The following is a 5,022-nucleotide window of genomic DNA, read 5'->3' as shown; positions in this document are numbered from 1 at the left end:
ACGCCCGGTTACATTCCGAACCCGGAAGCTAAGCCCTCCAGCGCCGATGGTACTGCACTCGGGAGGGTGTGGGAGAGTAGGACACCGCCGGACAACTTTTCCAGTCGAGGGCCGCCCCATCCGGGTCGGCCCTCGACTGCGTTAGCGTCGTGGGTGACGCAATGAGGAAGGATGTACCTGTGAGTTCAGGATCGCAGGGCGGAGATCGTCCCCGTCGCTACGAAGACCGTTCGGGTGGGCGCGAGGGCGCGCCGCGCCGCGACGACCGGCCCCCGTACCGGGAGGACCGGGGCGGTCAGCGCGGCGGGTATGCCGGCGGCGACCGCCGTGACGGCGACTCCCGCGGTGGTGCCCCCCGCGAGGGAGGCTTCCGGTCCGGTCCGCGTGACGGCGACTCCCGCGGCGGCGCCCCTCGCCGCGACGCCGGCGACCGCCAGGGCGGCTTCCGCGGCGACCGCGATGGTTCCCGCGGCGGCGACCGCCGCGAAGGTGGCTTCCGTCGAGACGGTGACGAGCGCTCCGGCGGCTACCGCGGTGGAGACCGCCGTGAGGGTGGCGACCGTCCGGGCGGTTTCCGTGGCGGTGACCGCGAGGGTGGCTTCCGTGGCGGTGAGCGCCGTGAGGGTGGCTTCCGTTCGGGTCCGCCGCGCGAGGGTGGCTTCCGTGGCGGCGAGCGTCGTGAGGGTGGCGACCGTCCGGGCGGTTTCCGTGGCGGTGACCGCGAGGGTGGCTTCCGCGGCGGTGACCGTCGTGAGGGTGGCGACCGTCCGGGCGGTTTCCGTGGCGGTGACCGCGAGGGTGGCTTCCGCGGCGGTGACCGTCGCGAGGGTGGCTTCCGTTCGGGTCCGCCGCGCGAGGGCGGTTTCCGTGGCGGCGAGCGTCGTGAGGGTGGCGACCGTCCGGGTAGTTTCCGTGGTGGTGACCGCGAGGGTGGCTTCCGCGGCGGTGAGCGCCGTGAGGGTGGCTTCCGTTCGGGTCCGCCGCGCGAGGGTGGCTTCCGTGGCGGTGACCGTCGTGAGGGTGGCGACCGTCCGGGCGGATTCCGTGGCGGTGACCGCGAGGGTGGCTTCCGCGGCGGTGACCGTCGCGAGGGTGGCGACCGTCCGGGCGGATTCCGCGGCGGTGACCGCGAAGGTGGCTACCGCGGCGGCGACCGCCGTGAGGGTGGCGACCGTCCCAGTGGTTACCGCGGTGGCGACCGCGAGGGTGGCTTCCGTGGCGGTGACCGTCACGAGGGTGGCTTCCGTTCCGCTCCGCCGCGCGAGGGTGGCTTCCGTGGCGGCGACCGTCGTGAGGGTGGCGACCGTCCGGGCGGATTCCGTGGCGGTGACCGCGAGGGTGGCTTCCGTGGCGGTGACCGTCGTGAGGGTGGCGACCGTCCGGGCGGATTCCGTGGCGGTGACCGCGAGGGTGGCTTCCGCGGCGGCGACCGCCGTGAGGGTGGCGACCGTCCGGGCGGATTCCGCGGCGGTGACCGCGAAGGTGGCTACCGCGGCGGCGACCGTCGCGAGGGTGGCGACCGTCCGGGCGGCTACCGTGGCGGTGACCGCGAAGGTGGCTACCGCGGCGGTGACCGTCGTGAGGGTGGCGACCGTCCCGGTGGTTACCGGGGTGGTGACCGCGAGGGTGGCTACCGCGGCGGCGACCGCCAGGGCGACCGTCGTGAGGGCGGCTTCCGGGGCGGAGAGCGCCGCGACGAGCGGCGGGACCGTCCGGAGGCGGAGGGGGAGCGCACGTCGGCTCCCGCACTGCCCGACGAGATCGTCGCGACCGACCTCGACAAGGACGTCCGGGCCGAACTGCTCTCGCTGGCGAAGCCGGTCGCCGAGACGGTCGCCCGGCACCTGGTGGCGACGGGTCAGCTGATCGACGAGGACCCGGCCGAGGCGCTGGCGCACGCGCTGGCGGCCCGTCGGCTCGCGTCCCGGATCTCCGCCGTCCGCGAGGCGGTCGGTCTGGCGGCGTACCACGCGGGGGAGTGGCAGACCGCGATCGCGGAGCTGCGTACGTACCACCGGATGAGCGGGTTGCAGAGCCACCTGGCGGTGCTCGCGGACTGCGAGCGGGCGCTGGGCCGGCCGGAGCGGGCGATCGACCTGTTCCGTGGCGCGGACCAGGAGAAGCTGGACCGGGCCGTCGCGACCGAGCTGCTGATCGTGGCGGCCGGGGCGCGGGGCGACCTGGGCCAGAAGGACGCCGCCGTGGCCATGCTCCAGGTTCCCGACCTGACGAGCGAGACGGCGGAGCCGTGGACGGCCCGGCTGCGCTACGCGTACGCCGACGCGCTGCTCGCGGTCGGCCGTCGCGACGAGGCCCGCGAGTGGTTCTCCCGGGCGGCCGACGTCGACGCCGAGGGCGAGACCGACGCCGCCGAGCGGCTGCTGGAGCTCGACGGTGTGGTGATCGAGGGCGACGAGGAGGACGAGGAGCCCGCCGAGGCGGTCGCCTCCGGTCCCGGCGCCCCGGGCGCGGTGCCGGCCCGGCCGGACGCCGACCTCGGCAGCGACGCGGATCCGACCGACGAGGACGCCGACGAGGACGTCGACGACCGGCGGGACGTTTCGGGGACCGCCGACGAGCGGCAGGACGAGGCAGCGGTCGCGGCGGTGCCCGCGGACGACCTGGCCGAGGACGAGCTGACCGACGACGAGGCGGACGCCGTCGCCGCCGGTCCGGCCGGCGACGACACCGCGGCCGCCGCAGGCGGTGGCGAGCCCACCGCCGCCAACGGGTCGGACAGCGCCGCCAACGAGTCGGACGCCGCCACGGGCGGGTCGGACACCGCGCAGCGATGACGACGGGTGCCGGGGAACGGCTGGTCGACGGGTACGCCCTGGTCGTCTTCGACCTCGACGGCGTGATCTACCTGATCGACCGGCCGGTCCCCGGCGCGGTCGAGGCGGTCGGCCGGCTGCACGCCGAGGGCCGGTCGGTGGCGTACGCGACCAACAACGCCTCGCGCCGCTCCAGCGAGGTGGCCGACCTGCTCACCGGGATGGGCGTGCCCGCCCGGCCCGAGGAGGTCCTCACCTCCGCGGCGGCCGCCGCCGAGCTGCTTCGCGACCGGCTTCCCGCCGGCGCCGCGGTGCTGGTCGTCGGCACCGAGGCGCTGCGGGCCGAGCTGCGCGCGGTGGGGCTGACCCCGGTGTCCCGGGCCGACGAGTCGCCGGTCGCGGTGGTGCAGGGATTCGGCCCGCAGGTCTGCTGGGCGGACCTGGCCGAGGCGTCGGTGGCCGTACGCGGCGGCGCGACCTGGGTCGCCACCAACACCGACCCGGCCCTGCCCAGTGGCCGGGGGCCACTGCCGGGCAACGGCGCCCTGGTCGCCGTGCTGCGCACGGCGCTCAACCGCGATCCCGACGTGGTCGTCGGCAAACCCGAGCCGGCACTGTTCACCACGGCGGCCCGCCGTGCCGGGCAGGGCCGGACGCTGCTGGTCGGCGACCGGCTGGACACCGACATCGAGGGCGCCCGGCGGGCCGGCCTGGACAGCCTGCTCGTGCTCACCGGCGTGAGCGACGCGGCGGAACTGCTCGCCGCCCCGCCGCACCGCAGGCCGACGTACGTCTCGATGGACCTGGCGGGGCTCTTCGACCCGGCGGCCGTGGTGCGGGTCCCGGGCCCGGCGGATGCCGGCGGATGGTCGGTGGCCCCGCGGGACGACACGCTGGAACTTTCCGGGTCGGGCCGCCCGCTGGATGCCCTGGCGGCGCTCTGCGCGACCGCCTGGTCGGCGCAGCCGGCGCGGATCCGTGCCGGGTCGGTCGAGGCCGGGAAGGCCCTGGCCGAACTCGGCCTCTCCGGCTGACGGCCGCCGGCACCACTGCGACCGGCTCGCGTGCGCGTCGGCGAGACCGACCGCGCCCGTGGCATCAGAGCAGCTTGCGCAGCTTCATCAGGTCGAGCGGGTTCGCCTTGATCGACACCCGTCGGGACGTGACCGCGCGGGTGACGTCGAGGTCGCCGCGCACCAGTGCGAGCAGGTCGTCGCTGCTGGTGCTCAGCGCGATCTTGGCCTTCGGGTCGTCGCCGTCGGCCAGGTCGACCAGGCGACCGCCGGAGAGCCGGCCGTGGAAGGCGGTCTCCAGGTCGGTGATCCGGCAGGCCAGCGTCCGGTCGAAGTCGACCTTCTCCCGCACCGTCTCCGCGTTGCGGTCAAGCCGGGCCGCCAGATCCCGCAACGCCTGCCGGCATTCGTCCACGCTGGCCACGATCGCCCCCCTCACCGCTCGCCACGCCGTCCCCGGCACCGTACCGCACAGGGCGTCCCGGGGTGCCCGGTAGCGTGGCACCTGCACACCCCCGCCCCGCGGAAGGAATCAGGCATGCAGGACGCGTGGCGCGCCTACCTCGAGCTGGCCATGGGCCTGACGGAGGCGCCCCGGAAGAAGGCCCAGGACGCGGTTCGCCGGGTCGTCGGCTCCGGCGGGGCGACCGCCGCCCAGCTGCAGACTCTCGCCGAGGAGCTGGTCTCCACCGGCGCGGCCAACCGTGAGGCGCTGACCAAGCTGGTGCGCTTCGAGGTGGACCGGGCCCTCGGCGCGGTGGGGCTCGCCACCGCCGACGAGGTCGCCGAGCTGACCCGACGGGTGCACGAGCTGGAGCGTCAGCTCCGCGACGCCAAGGCCACCCTCGGCGCCCCGCCGCCCGTGCCCGCCGCCGCGCCGACGCCCCCCGTGCCGGCCGGGTCGCCGGCCGGGCCGTCGGCCGCCCCGGGGGCCGCCGAGCCGGCCGCGCCCACCTCGGCGGCCCCCGCCCCGAGCACCCCGGTCGAGAGGCCGGCCGTCGCGAAGAAGGCGCTGGCCAAGAAGGCCGTCGCCAAGAAGGCGGTGGCCAAGCGGACGCCGTCCGCCCTCGCTCCGACCGAGGGCGCCGCGGAGCCGGTCCGGCCGGCGAAGAAGGCGCCGGCCCGCAGGCGGCCGCCGGAGGGCGAGGCGTGACCCGCCCGGCCCCGGCCGGGAGCGGGTCGTGAGCGGCCCCTTCCGGCCCGCCCCGCCGCCCGGCGCCCGCCCCGGCCCGCCC

Annotated in this window: 5 protein-coding genes and 1 rRNA gene; 4 read left to right on the top strand and 2 right to left on the bottom strand. The window is 76.4% G+C overall.

Features of this window, described 5'->3' with window-relative positions:
• Window positions 1-93, top strand: a 5S ribosomal RNA gene (gene rrf, locus AB0G08_RS30030); the annotation flags it as partial.
• Window positions 94-185: 92 nt separating this feature from the next.
• Here rrf and AB0G08_RS30025 read toward each other — a convergent pair.
• Window positions 186-1,844 (bottom strand): hypothetical protein, encoded by a 1,659-nt coding sequence (locus AB0G08_RS30025; RefSeq protein WP_358094309.1) that lies wholly within the window; start codon window positions 1,842-1,844, stop codon window positions 186-188.
• Between AB0G08_RS30025 and AB0G08_RS30020 the strand changes: the two genes are divergently transcribed.
• Window positions 1,809-2,795: a Replicase polyprotein 1ab gene (locus tag AB0G08_RS30020; RefSeq protein WP_358094306.1), complete on the top strand. Its 987-nt coding sequence runs from the start codon at window positions 1,809-1,811 to the stop codon at window positions 2,793-2,795. The genes AB0G08_RS30025 and AB0G08_RS30020 overlap by 36 nt on opposite strands.
• Window positions 2,792-3,808 (top strand): HAD-IIA family hydrolase, encoded by a 1,017-nt coding sequence (locus tag AB0G08_RS30015; protein ID WP_358094303.1) that lies wholly within the window; start codon window positions 2,792-2,794, stop codon window positions 3,806-3,808. The genes AB0G08_RS30020 and AB0G08_RS30015 overlap by 4 nt, the downstream gene beginning before the upstream one ends.
• 64 nt (window positions 3,809-3,872) lie before the next feature.
• On the opposite strand, the gene AB0G08_RS30010 is transcribed toward AB0G08_RS30015, so the two are convergent.
• On the bottom strand, window positions 3,873-4,211 hold the full coding sequence (locus AB0G08_RS30010) for an SCP2 sterol-binding domain-containing protein (RefSeq protein ID WP_358094300.1): 339 nt from the start codon (window positions 4,209-4,211) through the stop codon (window positions 3,873-3,875).
• A gap of 114 nt (window positions 4,212-4,325) precedes the next feature.
• On the opposite strand from AB0G08_RS30010, the gene AB0G08_RS30005 reads away from it, so the two are divergent.
• Window positions 4,326-4,940, top strand: coding sequence for a hypothetical protein (locus AB0G08_RS30005; protein WP_358094297.1), 615 nt, complete (start codon window positions 4,326-4,328; stop codon window positions 4,938-4,940).
• Window positions 4,941-5,022 lie beyond the last annotated feature (82 nt).

This window comes from Micromonospora sp. NPDC023644 (assembly GCF_040640115.1).
In the GTDB taxonomy this organism is placed as follows: Bacteria; Actinomycetota; Actinomycetes; order Mycobacteriales; family Micromonosporaceae; genus Micromonospora.
This window is presented reverse-complemented; position numbering and strand designations above follow the sequence as displayed.

Coding starts and splice junctions, on each gene's coding strand:
- AB0G08_RS30015 (WP_358094303.1), top strand. CDS start 2,792: ATGACGACGGGTGCCGGGGAACGGCTGGTCGACGGGTACGCCCTGGTC.
- AB0G08_RS30005 (WP_358094297.1), top strand. CDS start 4,326: ATGCAGGACGCGTGGCGCGCCTACCTCGAGCTGGCCATGGGCCTGACG.